This is a genomic window from Salmonirosea aquatica, assembly GCF_009296315.1.
GTDB classification, from domain to species: Bacteria; Bacteroidota; Bacteroidia; order Cytophagales; family Spirosomataceae; genus Salmonirosea; species Salmonirosea aquatica.
In genome coordinates, this window is the sequence record NZ_WHLY01000004.1 from 291,582 (window position 1) to 310,753 (window position 19,172).

Genomic DNA, 19,172 nt, shown 5'->3' on the forward strand with positions numbered 1-19,172 from the left:
TTTTGTGTAAGCGGGCTATGGCACGGCTTCGAGAGGAGGTACCTGGTCTGGGCCTTGATGCACGCTGCGTGTTACCTACTGGAACACTACCTGGGACTGACTCGCGTTTTCGGTAAACTGTTTTCGGCTAAGGCTTTTCTTTTCTTAAAATGGATCTTATTTTTTTCCTGGATCAACCTCACCTGGGCTGTGTTCAGAAGCGACAAAGTGATTGATGCGCTAAATCATTTGGAAGGGATCAGTTTTGAATGGAATACACTTAGTCTGCTTAGACACGCTACGCTCTGCTATTGGATTGTAGTTTCGCTCATAGCTTTACTAATTGATCATGGCGGAATAGCAGATTCAGTAATCAATGGGGCGCACAATAATAAGCGTGCACTTCTGCGAGAGATTGTCTTTCTGGATATTTGGCTCGTCAGCTTGTTTTTTCTGGGTGGGATCGGATCAACGCAGGTATTGTATTTTAACTTTTGACACTGGCCAGAATAAACTGTGACTTGGCGCGGAGAATATACAAAGCATTCCGCCTAGGGGAGCTCGTCCGGTTACCGGTAAATATTTGTGACAAATATATTGAAGCTAGGTTTTCCTAAAATCTTATGGTACGGGTGGAAATAATAGTTGCATAACCTATCCAATAGTGTCATTAATCTCTATAAAATCAATCATCAAACGGTAGACTGGGAGTATTACTAACTGGGTTGATCGGGCCACCGGATTGGATTTGCCCACCTGGACGTTTCTTTCGCTACAGCACACCACCTTAAGTTTTGCATTTATGCACTGATTCCTAATTTTGCTCGAGACAATGCCATGGCTTACTGATAAAACAAAATCGGGCTATGCGAAAATTTCCTATTGTAGGTGGGAAGTCGAAGAAGATCTTAATTTACTAGCAATTGTACATCATAGGCAATATTATTCAAAAAATAGTCTCACACGAACGCTAGTTCAAGCTTATGAAAATTTTTTAGATAGTCAGGAGAAAGAAATAGCCATTAGATCAAGAATATTTACTGAATTTTTAGCTGATGAGTATGCGAAACAAGTGAATAATTATTTTGAATATATGATATCGGCAATTTTTGCTGAAATTGCCACAAACTATCCAAAAAGGGATATTGATGGTATATTGTACCCAAGTGTTAAGGTTTCAGGTGATGGATACAATGTGGCGTTAACTCCAAAAGCTTGTGAAAAGATTTCTTTACGTGCAGCGGGGGAGTGTTCTGTATATAGCAAAATGGATCATACATACGTAGGTACTGATAGTATAGTCAGTCTAGATGGAAGAACTGATAACTTTGATTTGGTGAAAACAAATAGAGATAGAACTGAAATATTCAAAAGATTGGGCGTTAGTTCTATTGATGAATTGATTTGAACACTTAATCATTTCGAGTATAGTTATAATGGCTCATTAATATCCCACCGCACCAGCTTCGCTACTTCCCGCTTGGGCCAGCGCGCACCAGCCGCACCCCTGATACTAACACAGTGACACTTCGCATTGCCAGCTGACTGGCCAGCTCGTCCGGTCGGCTTAGGTCGCCTTTTCTCTGCGCACCACCCGCCGCACGCTCTGTACCCGCCCGGTTTGACCGGTAGGGCCAGCTTTTCTTTACAGAATGCTGTATCACACTGGCCAACGCACACTCATACACGGCTGGCCAAGATCAGCTACATCATCGAAACCGAACACAAGCTGCCGATGCAGATCAAGCGCAAGATCCAGTACCGGGCCGAGCGCCGCCGCAAGGTACTGTCGGGCTTGATCTTCAACCCGTCGCTGGTGCTGAGTGGGGCCTGGATGATCCGGGCGGGCTTCTGCGTCGGGGATCAGGTTACGGTCACGGTGGATCAGGGCCTAATCCTGATTACCTATTGAATTTCTCACCAGCCGGGGCGTCAGTCTCCGGCTTTTTCATTTCACTTCTAATCCTGATCAAAACAATGGAAACGATTTCTTTGGAGCCCGTCAATCAGCGCTATGGGGCACATTGTGAGGTCCTGGCCGTCAGCGATCTGTGGATCGTAGGCGAAGGCTGGGTGGAAGCCGCGCCGGTCGGCAGCATCGAGCACCAGCTCCGGTAGGCTGCCCAGCAGGGGGCCACCTCGGTCAATCTAAAACTGAGGGTGCAGCAGCGGGTCGCCTTCGGGGACTATCCGGGCGGTGCGCTCTACCGCTATGAGTAGCCACCAGGTCGCCAGGGGCGTCTGTCCCTGGCTTTTTTTTCCTTTAATTCATCCTCAATTCTCATTCCTATGGAAACTTACAATTTCGGCCCCGTGCTACCCATTACCTTCAAGGAAGTCAAGCGCCTGTACGGTCAGGCCTGCCAAATCAAAACCATCCATCAATACTGGATCACGGGCAACGGCTGGGTCGACGCCGATTTTACCGAATCGGTCGAAAGTCAGATCTTGCGGGTAATCCTGATGGGCGCTTCAGTCGTCAATCTTGAAATCCATCACCACGGTCAGGTCAGCTACGCCGACTACCTGATCCGGGAGCTGCAAGAGAAAACCGAATAATCTATGGCCGGGTGGGCCTGACGGCCCGCCTTTTCGGCCCAAAGGCCGACTGGTCCGGCCGGAGCGGGGCCGGACCCACCGCCCGGCGACGGCTGACGCCAAAGAAAATTCGGTAAAAAGAAGGGGGCAGCCGGTAGGCTGCCCCCTTCTTTTTACTACCACTGGATAACATTTGCGATAGCTTCTATCGAATTTTGATAATTTGACATACCTTGACAATCCTTTAAAAATAGGATTGAAAATGGAGCCAATAAGATTTTCTTTTAAGGACTTGCGCGAGCAGCGCGGCCTGAGCCTGAAACAGGCCGGTACCTTACTGAGCATGGATCACACCTTGCTGAACCGTATTGAGAACCACGTCCGCCGACCCACGCGCGAACAGCTGATGAAGCTGGCGGAACTCTACCAACTTGACTCAGATACGCTTTTGGTGGAACTGATGAGTGACAAATTGGTGCGGGAATTAAAGGGGGAGCGCCTGGCCCGGTAAGTGTTGAAAGCCGCTGAATTGAAAATTGAATGATTCATAGTTAACCGTTTTTGACCCACCAATCTATTACGTTACTCTTTATCTAAAACATTGAAAAATGCCCACTACCATTTCTCCGGAAGTTGAAGAAGTATTATTTGACCGCATACCTCCGAAACAAGAATTTGAAGAAAACCTTTGGAAATCGGCCGACAAGTTACGGTCGAATGCCAAGCTGAAATCGAGTGAGTACGCTTCGCCAATGCTGGGTTTGTTTATCCTGCGGTATGCTTCCAACCGATTCAATACCATAACCCCACAGGCTGTAGCTGAAAACGAAGCCAGCAAGAACAGCCGCAATACCGAAACAATTGAAGAAACCTATCTCCGGCTTTGTGGCTATTACTTACCCGAAGCATCCCGCTTTGATACGCTACTGAATTTGAGCGGTGAAGAAAACTGCGTGGCTGCGGTTAAATCGGCCATGGATGCGTTTGAGCAGGCCAATCCGAAAGCGGAAATTGAACTGCCCAAAAATGACTACGAGAAGATTCCCGACGCCACCCTTCGCGAAATTCTCCGGGAGGTTGCCCAGATCAAGGTAGCTGAGGGCGATGCCTTCGGTAAGATCTATGAGTACTTCCTGGGCAAGTTTGCTTTATCGGAAGGGCAGAAAGGCGGGGAGTTCTACACGCCTACATCGGTGGTCAAGTTGATTGTTGAGATCCTCGAACCGCACGAAGGGCGCATCTTCGATCCGGCCTGTGGCACGGGTGGTATGTTTGTGCAGTCGGTCAAGTTCATCAGGAAACATGCCGAAACGGATCATGTGTCCATTTACGGTCAGGAGAAAGTACGAGAGACGGCCAACCTGGCCAAGCTCAACCTGTTTGTGAATGGCCTCAAAGGCGATATTCGTAACGTGGATACGTCCCTGTCGGCGGCAGCCTATGCCGAAAAGTACGCCGATACGGTGGGGAAGTTTGATTACGTGATGGCCAACCCGCCTTTCAATGTCGACGACGTGGCCATCGAGGACATTAACGGCCATCCATTATTTGCGCACTATGGCCTACCTATCAGTACCGCCAAGTCGTGCAAGAAAGCCGACACGTTTTCCAACGCCAATTACCTGTGGGTATCGCTATTTGCTATGCCTCTCAATCCGACCGGCCGGGCGGGGTTTGTGATGGCCAACTCGGCCAGCGACGCGCGCGGGGGTGAAGCGGAAGTACGGAAAAATATGGTTGACGATGGACTGGTGGATGTGATGGTGACTATCTCGTCCAATTTCTTCTATACCGTCACGCTGCCGGTGACGATCTGGTTTTTCGACAAAGCCAAAACCGCTGCTGATCATCCGCGCCACGACCAGACGCTCTTTATCGATGCCCGGAAGATCTTCTACCAGACCAGCCGCTCGACGCGGGCCTTTACGCAAGCCCAGCTGATGAATATCACGGCGATCGTATGGCTGTACCGGGGCGAAACGGAACAGTTCGCTGACCTACGCTGGCAGTACCAATCCGCCTTAGCAACCTGGCGTGATATCGAGGTTGTCCACCCTGACGAGTCCAAGACTTACCACGGGGCAGGCACCCACAAAACCCAACTGGCCGCGGCCCTGCAAAAGTTGGGTGAAGGCTTGCGTTTCTGGCAGAACACCATTGATTTGGTGCTGACCGACGAGAGCCGCGACGCCTTGGCCAATAACCCCACCTGGCCGAAAACCCTCGATACGCTGACGACGATTACTGCCGACCGACTGCCCGATAAAGTGGCCATCAATGCCCTGTACAAAAAGGCCGACGAAGCCGTGATCTTTGCCGACAAAATCCTGAGACCTGACAAGGATAAGTCCTTCACCAAAGCGGACATCCGGGGTTTGCTTCGAGCCGTGGCTGCCGAGCGAGACGACCTGCTCTTTGTGCTGGAACGGATAAACTACTTTACCACCCAGTTGCACTGGCTCGATAACCGCTTTCCCGACGGACAGTTAGAAGTTGATAAACTAGAATCAGTATAGGGTCTCAAGCTGGCTAAATCAATGAAATACATTTTTACGGTACTTTTTATTTTATTGATTTGGGTCAGTAGCCGGGCTCAGGTAAATAATTCTTTTTTCTGTACCCCAATTGATGAAAAATTTGAGCAAGACACAAGCCAGACTAAACGATATCATCTAAAAAAGAAATGCAATTCCGACCAGAAATTAGATTGTAATCCTATGTTTGAAGAATGTACAGTCAGCTATGTTTCGGTATATAAAACGAAAGAAGCGCATTATCAATTTCTGATGACGGATTCGGTGATTGTTGGTCGCCGTTTTCGATCTGAAGGTAGTTTAAATGATCTTAGAATTATGCAAGAAGCTTCATCTTCCCCTATTGCGATTTTTCGGGTGTTGATTTTTTGGAAGCCGATTTTTATTTCAGTTCATTCGGTGAAAGCTGGGGTTTTTATTATTGCAGGTTCTATCAACTTGCTGAGTTTAGCAGAAGCCTTTTTAGGGGCCGCTTTTCCTTCAGTAGTAGTGTTTTTGGAAGCACTGCATCGTTTCATCGTGCTAGCTTTGAAAAAACAGTATCATTTGGTGAGGTCATATTCAAGGATAATGTTACGTTTAACGGAGCTTATTTTTCCCAAAATGCAGATTTTGCAGGTGAAACTTTCCATAGGATTCCTGACTTCTCATCCGTAGGCTTACCCGATACGCTCGATTTCCGTAATGTAAAATTCGATTTTCCACAGGGCTACTACCTGAATGGAGAAAAATTGAATTTCAGCCGTTCAAGGCTCAGAGCTCCCACACAACAGAAATGCGCGATCCTGATTTCTGGTACGGATGTCGGTCAGTTACTACTCCCGTATGATCGTTTTCAACTCGTTCTTGATTCCAAAGCCACTTATGAAGAAATCGTCAGTACCTATGAGACCATAATTAGCAATTGCAAAAATGCCGGGCTGCTAGAAAGTGTGGAGGGATGGGATATCGAGTACAGGAAATTACAAATGCGCCATGATCATGACTGGGTGGGGCCTGCAATAAATTGGTTCAATGGGTGGTGGTGGAATTTTGGCTATGATCGAGGCTTGATTTTATGGCGGTGGTTACCATGCTTCTTTTGCTGTTTCCTGTTAATCAACTACTTATTTATTCCCACACTCTGGAATAAGATGTACCAGGATCCCGAGCTGGGTATCGTTTTTCGGAAAAACAAAACCAAAGAACCGATCAGGCCACCTGTCAAACATGGTCTACAGCGCTTTCTCTTCACCGTGTTCTATACCGCCGTGATCTACTTTGGCTTCAAACTCCGGCACGAATCGGTCAATTATAAGCATGGAATTTTGATGGCCTATCTCTACTTCATGTACGGGGTAGGTACCATCCACATGGCCTTTGCATTCAGTTATATTTTAAGCGCTTACTAATACGCAACCCAACACGACCCCTTCACGCTTTGAAAGTACCTCTCCGTGGCCAACTACATTTCTGAAAACGACATAGAAGCCGCCTGCTGTGCGGTGCTCATGGATGAGCTGCACTACGACGAGCACCTAAACCTTTGGCAGCTTCCCAACGATGGAAATACGGCCTTCGGCCGCACCGATGCTGCCGACCTGGTCCGGCTGGGTACCCTGCGGGCCAGTGTGCGGAAGCTGAATATCGGCATTTCGGAAAAGGTGCTGGCGGAAGCCGTGCAGGAAATCACCAAAAGCCGGGCGCACCTGAGCTTGTTTGAAGCCAACCGGGAAATCACTTCCCTGCTGCGCGACGGCCACGAGGTACCCAACGCCAAGGGCGATTATACCAAAGAGCGGGTGCGGTACGTCGACTTCAATAAACCCGGGGCTAATCATTTCTGCGTGGTGCAGCAGCTCACCATCCGGGGCAAAGCTACCCGTCGGCCCGACCTGATCGTATACATCAACGGGCTGCCGATGGTGTTTGTAGAACTGAAAAATGCCATTGAATCCACCCAGCAAGCCTACACCAAAAACCTGAGCGACTACCGGCGCGACATCCCCACGCTGTTTCATTACAACATGGTGGTGGTCCTTTCCAACTCCATCGACACCAAGGTAGGCAGCCACACGGCCGATTACGAACAGGTTTTCAACTGGGAGAAAATCGCCGACGAAACCGAAACGCCGGTTCTCGAAACCGAAATCGACCTGTTGCGCGTTCTGCGCGGATTATTCCAGAAATACGTCCTGATCGACCTGCTGGAAAACTTCGTGCTGTTCTACGCCAACTGGGCCAAGATCGTGGCCAAGAACTACCAGTATCTGGGCGTCAACAATGCCCTGGAATCCTTCCGCCAGCGCGACCAGAACAACGGTAAATTGGGGGTATTCTGGCACACCCAGGGCAGCGGCAAAAGCTTTTCGATGGCTTTCTTCACCGAGAAGATCCGGCGCAAAGTCAGGGGCCAGTTCAAGTTCGTGATCGTAACGGACCGCGAGGATTTGGAGGTTCAGATTTACAAAACCTACGTCCGGTCGCAACTTATTGAAACAGGACAAGGAAGTGGAAAACAAAGCGAGGCCCGATTTCGGGTACCCACGGGCGCTTTTCTACCCAAGATGCTGACCGACGCTTCGACCTATGTTTTCACGCTAATCAACAAGTTTCGCGTCAATCCGAAAGACAAAGGGTTGCCTTACCCCAAGATTACCGACAGCAAGGATATTGTGGTGCTGGTGGACGAAGCCCACCGGAGCCAGTACGCCGAGATGGGCGAAAACATGCACCGTGGCCTGCCCAATGCCAATTACATTGCATTCACGGGAACGCCCCTGCTCGATGCCGACGAGAAAACCAAAGAATGGTTTGGCGACTACGTCAGCCGGTACGACTTCGCCGACAACGTGGCCGATGGCTCCACGGTGCGGATTTTCTACCAGAACCGGGTACCTAAGGTCCTCTTGCAAAACGACACGCTGAACGAAGAATACGCCGAAATCATCGAAGACGAAGACCTGAGCGACGAGCAGCAGGAGCGGCTCACCCGGCAGTATGCCAACGTAACCACCGTTATAACCGACAATGACCGGCTGGAAACCATCGCTAAAGATATTGTGGAGCATTTCCCCGAGCGGGGGTACCTGGGCAAGGGGATGGTCATTTCGATTGACAAGTTTACCGCCTTGAAGATGCACGACAAAGTAAAGCGGCACTGGGAGGATCGGATTAAGGAACTTCGGGGGCAAATCAACAAGCTGCCGGCCGGCTCGGCCGAACGGGCCCAACTGGAAACCAAACGCCGGTGGATGCGTGAAACTGAAATGTGCGTCGTCGTTTCCTACGAAGCCGACGAAGATAGCAAATTCAGTAAAGCCGTTCTGGATATGCGGCCCCACCGGGCCATAATGAATAGGACGTGGGGCGACGACCACGAAACCATCGAAGACCGGTTCCGGAATCCGGCCGACAAGTTGCGGTTGGTGTTTGTCTGCTCCAAGTGGCTGACGGGTTTCGACGCTCCGTCCGTTTCGACGCTATACCTGGACAAGCCTATGCAGAACCACACCCTCATGCAGACTATCGCGCGGGCCAACCGCGTAGCCCCCGCCTTAAAAAGCGACGGCAGCGTGGCAGTGGAAACGGACGATTTTGCAGACAGCCACGAAAAAAAGGCGGGAATTGTGGTGGACTACATTGGTGTATTTACCCGCTTGGAGAAGGCCTTGGCCAAATATGGCCGTTCTTCAGAGGGGAAAAGCACCTATCCCGCTGAATTATTCGACGACCTGTTGAAGTACCTGGATGCGGCTATTGATGTGGCGGTTGAATTCATGCATAGTCAGGGATTGGACATCACGCAGCTAACCGACAGCACCCAAACTTTCGATCAGTTGACCAATTTTCAGGCGTTTGCGGATAGCCTGTCGCGTACCGAAGAATTGAAAAAGGAATTTTCAGTCTTCCAAAACGCCATCAGTTCATTTTATGAGGCCTGCCGCCCTGAAATCCTCACTGAACGACTGCTGCCCCCGTCGCCCAACAAGGGCAAATACAAACGCACGAAGGAAGTTATCGAGTACCTCCGTAAAATCATCAGTCGCCGGATGGATGAAACGGGAGATTACGACCAGGCCAAGATCAAAGCGGATCAACTCATTGACGAGTCCATTATCTCCATGGGCTACACCATTCAGTCCCTGGCCGAAATCGACCTGAGCGACGTAGACTTTGACGCGTTGCAGCAAAGGTTCAAAGCCAAACCCTACAAGCACCTGGCCATAACCGATATGGTTGATTTTCTCAGGGGTCAGGTACAGAAACTGCTGAATAGAAATGTGAATCGGGTGGATTTGGCCCAGAAGCTCAATGACATTATCGCCAACTACAACAATGTCAGCAGCGATGTGGAAGCTTTTTTCAAGGCTTTGAAGGAATACGCCGAGCAACTGCGCGAAGAAGAAAAGCGGGCCGCCGCCGAAGGGCTCACCGAGGAAGAGCTAGAAATCTTCGACCTGCTATTCAAAGACGAACTGAGCCAGGCGGACAAAGACAAAGTGAAACGGGCCGCGCAGCACCTACTGCAAAAATTACAGGATGTTGACACCCGAAAAACGGTGTTAACTGTGGACTGGTATAAAGACGTGATGTTGCAGGGGCGGGTAAAAAAGCTGCTGGGAGACATTCTCGACAAAGAGTTGCCAAACTCCTACGACACCCAGCAATTCACCGAGAAGCGGGACACCGTATACCAACACGTTTACAAACTAGCAGCGCAAGGACAGCGGTACTGGGCGTAATTGATTTGACACTCCAACCTACAATCCTATTTGATAAAGATGACTGGGTAAAAAAAAAGTCTGTCATTTTAAAATAATTATAGTCAAAATCATATTGAATATTTTTATAATATTTATTTTTTAGGTACTTCCACTTTAATAAAAATCCTATATGAACACGGCATTTAATTCTTATATAAAAGATATCTTTATTGAAGTACCAAATTATAAATACAATCATAAGCCATTTTCATCGGATGCATCAAGAAATGAAAGTCACATTTTTATAGGCCGTGAAAAGTTAAAATCAAATTTTCTTCATATATTAAAAAATGGGAGTAAAAATGGCGCATATCTTGTTACTGGCTATCGAGGCATGGGCAAGACAAGTTTAGTAAATAATGTTGTAAGTACCTACGCGAAAGAAAGAAAAGAGGATGAAGTTAAACCGATAAAAATAAGCTTGGCACAATCAAAATTGGAAGAAACAGATGTATTAAGATATATCCTAAAAATATTACATGAAAATATTAGAGAAGAACGATTAAAGTATTATATGCCTTTTATAGATTATCGATCGTTACTTTTTGCAATTTTTAGTTTTTTTACAGGATTAATAATATTGTATAATTTCAAGCTGGGGTTTGAAATCAATGATTTGAAAGATTATTTAAAAGAAAGTTTAAGTTTTTGGGGTATAGTATTTATAGTTTTATGTATAGTAAGCTTTGTTTTAATATATACACTGGCAAAATATTTGTTAGAAGCATTAAATACTTTTGTTAATGAATATGGAAAATTAGAATTTCAATTATTATCAATTATAACAATTGGATTTGCATTAGAAATTCATCAAATGGGTTTTCTTTATACAAATATATTTATATTTATATTTGTATCATATATTGTGTTCATGATTTTTTTATTAATGATATTTTATATAAATAATTACAAAAAGTATATCAAATATATAATTTATTCAAAAAATTAATAATTTATATGAGAGAAGTCATTCCAATGTTACAACAGAATCTGGGGAGGCTGGATTGAATTTAACTACTGATTCTTTGTTGAATTTTACAAGGAAAGGATCACGAGCATTCCCTATTGCATCGGCAAAAGAAATTGAATATGAGATAATAAGCATTTTGAAACAATATAGTTTTAAAAAGTTTATTTTCATATTCGATGAGTTAGATAAAGTAGAAATGGAAATGAATGATCAACAGATAAATGCTGCGCTTTTTCAAGATGCAGATAGAACTTATTTGAATGACTTACGAGAACGTAAACAGATAATAATAAAGTTATTGTCATCTCTAAAACATTTATTAACAGAAGCAGAAGCTAAATTTATTTTTATTGCTGGTCGTGAAATGTTTGATGCATCACTTGCCGATATATCAGACAGACAATCGGCTCTTGGAAGTATATTCCATTATATATTTTATGTGGAAAGTTTTCTAAAAGAGACGAAAGTTTCGACTCATTCTAATTCAAATAATCTTGTTGAAGAGTATTTAGGTCAAATATTATTAAAAAACCTATCAACTAATCATAATGAAAACCTATCATTCTTACAAAGATATTGGAAATATCTTGTCGAATTAAAAAAAGGAAAAAATCAAACAAATGAAGAGAATAATTATTTTAGTGCTAACGAAAATGATGAAGATTTAGTTAAGATAATTATTTCTTTACAAAATTTTTCAACTTATCTATGGTATAGGTGTGGTGGATCTCCAAAAAAGTTAATAAAATTAATAGAAGAGAATTTTATTCAATATAAGTCACTGCCAAGCTTACAAAATTATTCAAAATATCCTACAAATGAGAGTAATAAATCTAAGCAAAAGTCAACTTTTATATCGTTCAATGAGCCAGGTATATATTTTGATGATATGAGTATAATAGTATCGAGTAGTTCAAATAGTGAAAATAAAGTATTTATAAATTTTTCTTTTCGGCAACAGTATAAATTTGGCTTTACTTCTTATTTGTTTTATCCATTTATATTAAATCAGAAAACAGTTCTAGAGAATTATAGTGATAGTATAAATGTTTCGACACCATATTTGATGGATAGTATTATTAAATTTCATCCTTTTGCTTTTTCAACTCATAACTTAGAATTGCTTCCAGAACTATTATCCACTAATAAATCACCTGAATTAAGATTTTTTGTACAAAAACTGATAGATTACTTAGGGCAGAATCATATAAGAGAAACAGATTCTGGCCTTTTCAAATATAAGTTTTTTGAAAAAACACATAATGAAATTTCATATATATCAAAAGTCTTTGATGAAGAATCTGCTGCATTTAATTTTAGTCTAGATGAAAGCCACGCAATTCAAAACCATATAGTTCATAAAATTGAATATTTGCGAAACAATTTTAAAGATTACCAAAAAAAAGAAAATGCTTCTATTGAATCATTACTATTCCTAAATGATTTACTTGGGGATAGTCTACTTTTCGATGAATCCTATAAAGATGCTATTATATCATTACAAGATGCCCTACATGATGTTCCTATACCTACAAAAGATACACCTATTGAGATTTTTTTAGTTTGGATGCGCATAAAGCTCAAACTTTCCATGGTGTTCGATAAAATGAAGTATTACGAAATGGCCGTTGGTCACCTTGGACTAGCAATGGAGGTGGCTCTTGGATATTTATCGGCAAGGTATGCCGCTAATAATACATCGAGCAATGAAATTAATCATGAGAGTGTTTCCAATAATATTATATCTAAACTCAAAAGTTCGAATAACGCAAAAATTAGATCAAGCTCAGAAATAATTATTAATAAACTTGAAACTCCACTGTATCGAGAACTATTACATGTTACACAACACGCAATTTTGGGAGCTTTGTATGTTCAAGAAAAGTTTGCGGAGGGTATAACGTTTGCTAAATTGGAGAGCTACCTTAAGCAATATGCCCAAATTCATGAACATGGTGCTTTTAGTGGATATCGCGGAAGAGATATGATGATGGGGCATTTTTATGCCAGTCTGGGGACAATCTTATACTTCAAAAACAAAACTCTCCCATATCGAACAACATTAGATATTTTAGAATTTCGAAATGGTAGGAATGGACTAAATAATGATGAATTATGCGCAGAAATTGCTGATCGTATAAAAAGAACGCCCGTTTTTAAAATAGGCAATACCAATAATAATGGAGATATTAATTCAGAGCTTTCGTTCGCAGATTACGTTGAAAGCTCATACAAAGAGCTCTACGAAGTTTTTAGTATGGATTCGTCAACTTTTCGCTTTTCTTTTATTACATATATTTCTTATAAAAAATCATTAGCTACCTATCTGGCGATGAAGTTTGAGTCAGAAAGTAACAATAATGAGGATAAATTAAAATTATATTACTTATCAAATTTGATTAAAAGTAGTGTTAGACTATTAATTAAATATAAAAATGTCCATGGTGCTAGAAAATTGATTTCTCTGGCAAATATTATAACTAAAATTGCAGATCTATTACTTCCATTGTACAATTCAGCAAACACTAATGAAAAATTATTTGCCAATATTAATATTAAAGATTTTGTTCTTACTGATACTGATAAATTTTTAGATGATATAATGTTCAATAATGAAAACGGGCTTACTGAACAGTTTATTTCATCTCCTTTAAATAATAAAAAATCGATTAATCTTAGTTATTTACTTCAAATGTATTATTTGGCTGGAAGGTTATATGCAAAAGCAGGAAGATGGGTATCATATGGATTTCAACTTAAAAAAATATTAATGGCCATTCATAATACAGGTGTTTTGAAAAATTATCATTATGGTGATCATATAATATTAAATGATTTTTTAGATAAATATATTGTAAAAGAATATTAAAGCAAAATTCATTGGTCAATAATTCTTCTGATCGTAATCAAATAGCCACCTTAAGATATTATACTGGCCTCTCGAATTTATCACTTCCATTGGATCTTACAAGAATTTTTTACCAAAATGTTTCAAGTAATCCTGATTCAAAGGAAGCTATTCTAATCTATTCTTTAATTACACTTAAAAATAGCAGTATAAATCTAAAAGAAACCATAATAAGAGACAAAAAATTGCAATGTAATTCAGTAAAGATAAGCAACATATAGAAACTAATGTAAAAGAAATAAAATAAATAAAGAAGAAGATATTGTTAATGAATATTATAAATATATAAAGAACTCAATTACATAGGGCAATATAATAGTATTTCACATCGATCTGTTCGTGTTATGGAATTATCATTGCAGATCAGAATCAATCGATTATTATTATATCAAGTTATATCTTCAAATCTAAGGATTAGCTTAAATAATGAGGACATGAAAACCCGTCAGATATTGTTATTTAGTTCCTAATAAGTCAAGAGAATCAGTGGATCTTAATTGGAATGATCATCTTCATAAATTAGCTCTGAGAATTAAATTTCCCGTAGATTTACAAGACCTTCATATAGATAATAGCCTAAATTCAGTAATTGGGAATGATAACAATAAAGAATCTTTTATTAATAAAACATATCTTAAAGATTTTTTGGAACAAATTATATTGACTTGCAATGATAAAATAAATCGTAATTACTATTTTTTCAAAGAATACACTAATCTAATTATAAATTCGATTTTTTGTCTTCATCAGTCTATCCTTGATTGTAGAATGTATGGAATAAATTATATACAAGGTCCTGCCTATTTAGGGTATTTTCATAGAAAGATGGGAGATTGGTTAAAACACCTTAATCTTTGTAAGATAATTAATAATATATTGTTGTTACCAAAGTACCAAAATGATGAATATAATAATATTAAAAATATATTAGATATCATGTTTAGGAATATGGATCGTCTTGTAGGCAATACATCATTAAGAAATATTGATGACTTTTTGTCTCATTATCAGATGGCTCTTGAATGTTATAATGATTGCTTACAATTGCATAGTGAAGGCCAACTTATAAAAATCAGCTAAGTAATATGATTTATCTAGAAGATGACTATGGTGATAATATTAGCCATTTTGGTGCTGCAATTGAACGGCAACTAATAAATTCAGGAAGAATTGAGCAGGTTATTAAAGAACTTGAAAAGGAGCTGAGTGTATCTAAGCTTTATAATTCTGATAACTACTATTCGTAATTTAATCAACTTTATAAGTTATGGTTATTCCAAAAAAACTTAGTCCAGAAAGCTATACCTTTCTGAACCCCGCCCCAAGCGGTATTTCGTTTTGAACCCTTCCGAAATCAGGGTTCAAAAAGTAGGTTCATTGCAAAAGAACGCGTACCTTTATGACCCTACTTGATGACCGTTACCACGGACGGCTTATGAAACAGACCTTTGGCTATGCTCGGTCTCGACGGCCGACCAGAAACCGACACCCAGATCGACGCCTTGCAGGAATATGGCTGCGACCGCATTTTCCAGGAAAAGATTTCCGGCCTGTCGGTCCAGCGCCCTGCCTGGATAAAATGCTCTCGCTCCTGCGCCCTGGTGATACGGTGGTTGTCTCGCGTTTCTCGCGCCTGGGCGCAGCCGCGACCACCTGATCAGCCTGATCGCAGTTTCTGCCAGCGGGGCATCATCTTCAAGGCGTTGGATCTGGGCATCGACTCGGCTACCCTTCGGGAAGCTGGTCATCGGCATCTTCGCCGCCTGGCGAGTACGACAGGGAGATGATCCTGGAGAAAACCGCGCCGGGCAGCTGCTGGCTAAAGCCAGAGGGAAGCATATCGGCCGCCCATCCGGTGTGAACCGGGAGAATACACCAAGGTCAGGAAAGCCCTTGAAAAGGCTTGTCGGTCAACGAAATCGCAAACCTGACAGGAATCAGCCTATCCAGTGTGAAGCGCTACGCAAGGCGATGAGTGCCGCAATGCGCAAGGGTAGCTTCCTACAATCAAACCAGTCCCTGCCATGTGCTACCATACCTCACTGAACGTCAAACAGGCTGTCCTGGAAGCCCGCTACCGGCCAGATGCCGAGGGCAAACGCTGGGATCCCGTAATCCACGCCAACGCCTATGCCGTGCCGGTATGGCCGCTCGTGACGTCTGAGCAACCCATACCTTCGCTATGCTGATGTGGGGGATGATTCCGCTGGGTCAAAACAGTCCAGGATGCCAAAAGCTGCGCACCATGACGATCAACGGCCGTTACGAGCCATGTACGAGAAACCGTCCTTCCGGCTGCAGCGGGTGCGGAGAAAGGCTGCCTGATCCCCGTTTCGGGCTTCTTCGAGTGGCACACCCAGGGCAAGAAGAAGTACCCTTTCTACATCCGCCCAACAACAGGAAATCGTGAGCATTGCGGGCCTGTGGGACGAGTGGGCGATCCGGCACTGGGGAGGTGCATCACTACACATGCTGACCCAGCCCACCAACGCGCTGATGGCAAAATACACAACAGCAAAAAGCGGATGCGTGCTGCTGACCAAGAGCAGGAACGGGAATACCTGAAAAGTCTTACAGCAGAAAGAGGTTTTGGAATTATTGGCCGAAGCTATGCGGCGAGTGCATTGGAAGCCTACTCCGTCAACAAGCTGATTACTTCCCGTACGAACCGACCGACGTACCGGCCGTGCTGGAACCGATACCTACCCGGAATTGCTATCTGTTATAAGACAAGTAGTATCCTATCTGATTTACAGCTAAATGCCCAGCGGGTGGTGGGGCACTTCGACTTGCGCTCCTGGCGCATCAGCCAGGAGCGGTCGAAGCCCATGGCGCCACCTTCACGTGTCGCGCCCATGCGCTGGTTGAGCCGGTCCAGCACGGCCATCGCTTGCGGTCGGCCTCCCGATGCGCTCGTTCATGGCGAACAGGTCGGTCTGGATGTAGTCCTGGTGCACGATGGGCTGACCAGGATACCGGCTTTCTTGTAGCGTACTGCTCGCGGTAGATCAGCTCCAGCGCTTGGCCGCGCAGGCGATCAGCTTCCATGCTCGAATTCGAGCACACCGGCAGGGCACCGACTTGGTCCCGTAGTACTGGGGCCGGTCCTCCCAGAGTCCCTGCGTAAGCATTGCCGACAACTCTGGTGTCTTGGCGTTTTGAACCAACGAGAGATCGTTGGCTCGATTCGCGGTCCGATTTACATGAAGTCAATTTCTTGCGAAGTCATGTTTGTGATTCTGCATTACGGTCAAATACAGGTCGGACATTTTGTTAGGTTGTACAAAGCCTGCCTGGTTTTTGCCCATTGTGTCCGATTTGGATCCCGGCATTTTACCGCAACTAATTTCCTGCCTATAAGTAGTGATTTCAAGAAAAAGAGACTAGCTTGTTGAGTAAATCCCGCTGACGATCATCATGATAGGTTCGCTATCCGGCCTTACTCGTTTGTCACTCTTCTTATTCAGCGGAGCAAGCCTTGCGCCCAAACACGATTCTTGAACTGTCAGCACCCTCCGGGCATTGATCCCACGAGATGCCGACATTCGCCAGGATAGCCGGGGATACTCTGGCTAGCACCGGCTCGGGCCTGCTCCGGTATGATGGCACACTGGAGGGTGTACAGCATGATCCGAAAACCGCAAATTCGCTGGCCGGGACAATGTCAGAAGCATTTGCCCCACGCGTGATGGGTTGATTTGGATCGGTGGATGGAGCGCAGGCCTAGATGTATGAACCCGGAAACGGAAAATTCACGCACTATGAGGTGGTGGAAACAAAGGAATAAGGTATGAAAAACTCGATCAGTGCGCTTCTGGAAGATCACTTGGGAAATCTCTGGGTAGGCACGGTAGGCGGCTTATATCGTTTTGAGAAGCGACAGGCAAATTCACTCCTTATAATCGATTGCAGGCAACCCGGACTATCAGTCATCCGCACGTCAGCAGTATTTTCGAGGACAAACAAGGCACCTCTGGGTCGGAACCGGCGATCAGGGCAGCTTGAAGACGATGGAGGGCGGCTTAATAAGCTTGACCGGAAACATCCACATTCACCGTTCTGCACAATCCCGCGATCGAACAGTTGATTGAAAACAGGAATTGGCCATTTTTGAAGACAGCCGCGGGACTTTCTGGTCGGACGGGTGGAGATGGATTGACACTTTCGATCGGAAAACCGGAAAATTCACCCGGCATTCTTTTCAGGAAGCACATTCCGACCGGCTCAGCTGTCCGTTCCCAAAAGAAAAAAACCTGCGTTCTTTCCCCACCAATGGAATCAGGTTTTTCCTGGAAGATCCGGCAGGTGGCATCTGGATCGGGACGCTCGACGGGGGCGAACCGGTACGATCCGAAATCGGGGCTGGTGACTTCGTACAAAACCGCCGAAGACGGTCTGCCTGATTTCAACCTTCTTTCCGCCTGCCGCACCAGGGACGGTACGCTTTGGGTAGGGACCATACCGGGGGCATCTTATCAAAATCACCACAAAGTATAGCCCGATCACGGAAGTGGAAATGCCCTCGGGCATCCATTATTTCGAAGAAGATTCGACGGGTACGTTATGGATCGGGTCGATCGTAGGCTTGCTGACCGGTGATTTTGTTTCAAGAGAAGCATCCAAATGGCTCGTCGAGGCTTCGAAGCAAACTTCACTTTCGACGATCACGTAACCCGGCTAAACCCGACAGGCAGGGAAACCGCTGGATTTCCTGGAACAATGGGTTATACCGGTATGAGCGCAGGATTGGCAGGCATTCCACCGGGAAATTCACGCATTACCGGCACGATTCATCAGACGTTTCGAGCATCAGTCCGGGCGAGGCGGCTGGCTATTACCAGGACCGGGCCGGCACAGATTGGGTGCTCACCGCAGGGGGTCTGGACAAACTGGATACCCGTTCCGGAAAATTCACGCATTACCGCATGATGACCGGGATAGCAATTCCATCAGCAATAATTACATTCTGACCGTCATCGAAGACCGTACAGGCGCATTCTGGGTCGGGACCAACGGTGGCGGGCTGAACCTGATGGACCGGAAAACGGGGAAATTCGCACATTTCCTGCCATGGAGCATTGTCACACAGCTGGTAGAGGATGCGGCGGGCACCTTATGGGTGGCTTCCACCGCAGGCTGCACTACTACGACCGGAAACGCGGCGTTTTCATAGCCTTCACAGACCAAGCTCGGGCAAGCCGCTTCCTTTTGTAAAAGCATTCATCGAAGATAATCACAGAAATTTGTGGGTGGCCGTCACGAATGGTATTGCCGCATAAGTGCTGACCGGCGCTCGTTGCGGCTATTTGGTGCCAATTATGGCATTTCGCCGGTGAAGATTTCTTTTTTGGGGGAAGCTACAAAAGGCGGGACGGCAGTATTTATTTCGGTAGCATGGACAGGTACTTCCATTTCCAGCCGAAGAATTGTTAAAGAATCGCCCATCGCACCCTTACTGAATTTTGCCGCTTTCCGGGTACATAACCGCACCATCACGC

The 19,172-nt window shown here is 44.6% G+C and carries 22 protein-coding genes; all 22 read left to right on the forward strand.

Annotated elements, in window-relative coordinates; genetic code table 11:
* The first annotated feature begins 811 nt into the window (after positions 1–811).
* Complete coding sequence (locus GBK04_RS29975) at positions 812–1,387, forward strand: hypothetical protein (RefSeq protein WP_152766933.1); 576 nt, start codon at positions 812–814, stop codon at positions 1,385–1,387.
* 126 nt (positions 1,388–1,513) lie between these two features.
* Positions 1,514–1,891, forward strand: a complete 378-nt coding sequence (locus tag GBK04_RS31495; RefSeq protein ID WP_373331563.1) for a SymE family type I addiction module toxin — start codon at positions 1,514–1,516, stop codon at positions 1,889–1,891.
* Entirely contained in the window at positions 1,888–2,097 is a 210-nt protein-coding gene (locus GBK04_RS29985; RefSeq protein ID WP_152766935.1) for a hypothetical protein, read from the forward strand. Before GBK04_RS31495 ends, GBK04_RS29985 begins: the two co-directional genes overlap by 4 nt.
* Before the next feature lie 171 nt (positions 2,098–2,268).
* A complete protein-coding gene (locus GBK04_RS29990; RefSeq protein WP_152766937.1) occupies positions 2,269–2,538 on the forward strand; it encodes a hypothetical protein in 270 nt (89 codons plus the stop codon).
* A 241-nt stretch (positions 2,539–2,779) separates the two neighbouring features.
* The gene (locus tag GBK04_RS29995) at positions 2,780–3,028 is read left to right on the forward strand and encodes a helix-turn-helix domain-containing protein (RefSeq protein ID WP_152766939.1); all 249 of its coding nucleotides are present in this window, start codon (positions 2,780–2,782) and stop codon (positions 3,026–3,028) included.
* A gap of 97 nt (positions 3,029–3,125) precedes the next feature.
* Complete coding sequence (locus GBK04_RS30000; protein ID WP_152766941.1) at positions 3,126–5,033, forward strand: class I SAM-dependent DNA methyltransferase; 1,908 nt, start codon at positions 3,126–3,128, stop codon at positions 5,031–5,033.
* A gap of 386 nt (positions 5,034–5,419) precedes the next feature.
* Entirely contained in the window at positions 5,420–6,442 is a 1,023-nt protein-coding gene (locus GBK04_RS31620; protein WP_152766943.1) for a pentapeptide repeat-containing protein, read from the forward strand.
* 45 nt (positions 6,443–6,487) lie between these two features.
* Entirely contained in the window at positions 6,488–9,775 is a 3,288-nt protein-coding gene (locus tag GBK04_RS30010; RefSeq protein WP_152766945.1) for a type I restriction endonuclease subunit R, read from the forward strand.
* Positions 9,776–9,926: 151 nt separating this feature from the next.
* Entirely contained in the window at positions 9,927–10,745 is an 819-nt protein-coding gene (locus GBK04_RS30015) for a P-loop NTPase family protein (RefSeq protein WP_152766947.1), read from the forward strand.
* A gap of 76 nt (positions 10,746–10,821) precedes the next feature.
* The gene (locus tag GBK04_RS30020; RefSeq protein WP_152766948.1) at positions 10,822–13,635 is read left to right on the forward strand and encodes a hypothetical protein; all 2,814 of its coding nucleotides are present in this window, start codon (positions 10,822–10,824) and stop codon (positions 13,633–13,635) included.
* 525 nt (positions 13,636–14,160) lie between these two features.
* Entirely contained in the window at positions 14,161–14,754 is a 594-nt protein-coding gene (locus GBK04_RS30025; protein ID WP_152766950.1) for a hypothetical protein, read from the forward strand.
* Between the two features lie 5 nt (positions 14,755–14,759).
* Positions 14,760–14,921 (forward strand): hypothetical protein, encoded by a 162-nt coding sequence (locus GBK04_RS31510; protein WP_373331564.1) that lies wholly within the window; start codon positions 14,760–14,762, stop codon positions 14,919–14,921.
* Positions 14,922–15,128: 207 nt separating this feature from the next.
* Positions 15,129–15,461 carry a recombinase family protein gene (locus GBK04_RS31515; protein WP_373331565.1) on the forward strand — a complete coding sequence of 111 codons (333 nt, stop codon included), beginning with the start codon at positions 15,129–15,131 and terminating at the stop codon, positions 15,459–15,461.
* Between the two features lie 237 nt (positions 15,462–15,698).
* Complete coding sequence (locus GBK04_RS31520; RefSeq protein ID WP_373331566.1) at positions 15,699–15,863, forward strand: hypothetical protein; 165 nt, start codon at positions 15,699–15,701, stop codon at positions 15,861–15,863.
* A gap of 135 nt (positions 15,864–15,998) precedes the next feature.
* Positions 15,999–16,664: an SOS response-associated peptidase family protein gene (locus tag GBK04_RS31570; RefSeq protein ID WP_444544423.1), complete on the forward strand. Its 666-nt coding sequence runs from the start codon at positions 15,999–16,001 to the stop codon at positions 16,662–16,664.
* Between the two features lie 545 nt (positions 16,665–17,209).
* Complete coding sequence (locus GBK04_RS31530; RefSeq protein ID WP_373331567.1) at positions 17,210–17,371, forward strand: hypothetical protein; 162 nt, start codon at positions 17,210–17,212, stop codon at positions 17,369–17,371.
* Entirely contained in the window at positions 17,347–17,409 is a 63-nt protein-coding gene (locus tag GBK04_RS30045) for a hypothetical protein (protein WP_373331576.1), read from the forward strand. The genes GBK04_RS31530 and GBK04_RS30045 overlap by 25 nt, the downstream gene beginning before the upstream one ends.
* 55 nt (positions 17,410–17,464) lie before the next feature.
* Positions 17,465–17,761, forward strand: coding sequence for a two-component regulator propeller domain-containing protein (locus GBK04_RS30050; protein ID WP_152766953.1), 297 nt, complete (start codon positions 17,465–17,467; stop codon positions 17,759–17,761).
* 13 nt (positions 17,762–17,774) lie between these two features.
* Positions 17,775–18,077, forward strand: coding sequence for a two-component regulator propeller domain-containing protein (locus GBK04_RS30055; protein ID WP_152766955.1), 303 nt, complete (start codon positions 17,775–17,777; stop codon positions 18,075–18,077).
* A gap of 107 nt (positions 18,078–18,184) precedes the next feature.
* Positions 18,185–18,346, forward strand: a complete 162-nt coding sequence (locus GBK04_RS31535; RefSeq protein ID WP_373331568.1) for a hypothetical protein — start codon at positions 18,185–18,187, stop codon at positions 18,344–18,346.
* 186 nt (positions 18,347–18,532) lie between these two features.
* Positions 18,533–18,847 carry a two-component regulator propeller domain-containing protein gene (locus tag GBK04_RS30060; RefSeq protein ID WP_152766957.1) on the forward strand — a complete coding sequence of 105 codons (315 nt, stop codon included), beginning with the start codon at positions 18,533–18,535 and terminating at the stop codon, positions 18,845–18,847.
* Positions 18,848–18,919: 72 nt separating this feature from the next.
* The coding region (locus tag GBK04_RS31540) for a hypothetical protein (protein WP_373331569.1) at positions 18,920–19,172 on the forward strand (253 nt) is incomplete at its 3' end.